This is a genomic window from Halorhodospira neutriphila, from assembly GCF_016584055.1.
GTDB classification, from domain to species: domain Bacteria; phylum Pseudomonadota; class Gammaproteobacteria; order Nitrococcales; family Halorhodospiraceae; genus Halorhodospira; species Halorhodospira neutriphila.
Genome location: NZ_NRSH01000218.1, coordinates 1 through 1,897, shown reverse-complemented (window position 1 = coordinate 1,897; position 1,897 = coordinate 1). Strand labels below are relative to the sequence as shown.

General features: G+C 77.3%; 2 protein-coding genes. Both read right to left on the bottom strand.

The window, feature by feature from the left end; genetic code table 11:
* On the bottom strand, nt 1-1,456 hold a 1,456-nt coding region (gene murC, locus CKO13_RS11915; protein ID WP_200261311.1), incomplete at its 3' end, for a UDP-N-acetylmuramate--L-alanine ligase.
* Nucleotides 1,449-1,897, bottom strand: a 449-nt coding sequence (locus CKO13_RS11910) for a UDP-N-acetylglucosamine--N-acetylmuramyl-(pentapeptide) pyrophosphoryl-undecaprenol N-acetylglucosamine transferase (protein ID WP_274600696.1), incomplete at its 5' end; no start/stop codon positions are given. The genes murC and CKO13_RS11910, both read right to left, overlap by 8 nt.

Genomic DNA, 1,897 nt, shown 5'->3' with positions numbered 1-1,897 from the left:
CTCCCGAGGGCGCCGCGCCCTCGACGAGCCGCCCCGGGAGGGCGCCGATGCTCCCGGCCCCGAGGGTGAGCACGATATCGCCGGCGCGCAGCACCCCGGCGAGCAGGCCCGGGATCTCGTCGAGGTCCTCGGCGAAGATCGGCCGCGCCCCGCCCCGGTCGCGGATGGCCGCGGCCAGCGAGCGGCCGTCGGCCCCCGGCAGCGGCGCCTCGCCCGCCGGGTAGACCTCCGTGAGCAGGAGCAGGTCCGCCGCCGCCAGGACCCGCGCGAAGTCGTCGAGGAGCTCGCGGGTCCGCGTAAAGCGGTGCGGCTGGAAGACCACCACCAGCCGGCGGCCGGGCCAGGCGTCGCGGGCCGCCTGGAACGTGGCATCCAGCTCCCGGGGGTGGTGGGCGTAGTCGTCGACGAGGGTCGCCGCGCCGCCGCCGGGGACCGGCAGCGCCGGGTAGACCTGGAAGCGCCGGCCGATCCCCTGGAAGCCGGCCAGCGCCGCCTGGATCGCCTGGACGCCGACCCCGAGCTCCCGGGCCAGGGCGACGGCCGCCGTGGCGTTGAGGACGTTGTGCCGCCCCGGCAGGTTCAGCGCCACCTCGAAGCGCCCGCTGTCGCCCTCGCGGAGCCGGAAGCGCGTGCGGTGGCCGTCGGCCTCGATCCCCTCGATGCGCAGGTCGGCGTCCTCGGCGAAGCCGTAGGTCAGCACCGGCCGGGCGAGCTCGTCGCGCAGCCGGCGCACCTCGGGGTCGTCGAGGCAGAGGACGGCCAGCCCGTAGAAGGGCAGGTGGTGGAGGAACTCCACGAAGGTCCGGCGCAGCGCCTCGAAGTCGCCGCCGTAGGTCTCCAGGTGGTCGGCGTCGATGTTGGTCACCGCGGCCATCACCGGCTTGAGGTGGAGGAAGGAGGCGTCGCTCTCGTCCGCCTCGGCCACCAGGTACGGCCCGCTGCCGAGCCGCGCGTGGGCGCCGGCGCTGATCAGCCGCCCGCCGATGACGAAGGTCGGGTCGCCTCCCCCCTCGGCGAGGCAGCTCGCGAGCAGGGAGGTGGTGGTCGTCTTGCCGTGGGTCCCGGCCACGGCGATGCCGTGGCGGAAGCGCATCAGCTCGGCGAGCATCTCGGCGCGGGCGACCACCGGCAGGCGCTCGCGGCGCGCCGCCTGCACCTCGGGGTTGTCGGCGGTCACCGCGCTGGAGACCACCACGGCGTCGACCCCCGCCACCGCGCCGGGGTCGTGGCCGATGGCCACCGCCACGCCGAGCCCGCGGAGCCGCTCGACCACGGCCCCCTCGCGCACGTCCGAGCCGGTGACCGTGAAGCCGAGGTTGTGGAGGACCTCGGCGATCCCGCCCATGCCGGCCCCGCCGATGCCCACGAAGTGGAGCCGCCGGACGCGGCCGAAGGCGCTCGGCCCGTCCACCGGGCCGGCGAAGCGGGGCTCCCGGGCGTCCACGGCGTCACTCATCGGCCACCTCCTGGCAGGCTGCGGCGACCCGGGCGGCGGCCTCGGGGCAGGCGACCGTGCGCGCCGCCTCGGCCATCCCCTGCAGCCGCCGGCGGTCGGCGAGCAGCCCCGCGAGCTCGCCGGCGAGCTCGCCGGCCTCCAGCGCCGGCTGGGGCACGATGCGGGCGGCGCCGGCCCGGCGCAGCTGCTCGGCGTTGGCGCTCTGGTGGTCGTCCACCGCCCAGGGCAGCGGCACCAGCACCGAGGCCGCCCCCACCGCCGCCAGCTCGGCCACGGTCAGGGCCCCGGCCCGGGCGATGACCAGATCGGCCCAGGCGTAGGCCTCGGCCATGTCGTCGATGAAGGGCATGACCTCGGCGGCCACGCCGGCGCTGCGGTAGGCCTCCTGGGCCTCCGCCAGGGTCCGGGTGCCGGCCTGGTGCCGGACCTGCGGGGCCTGCC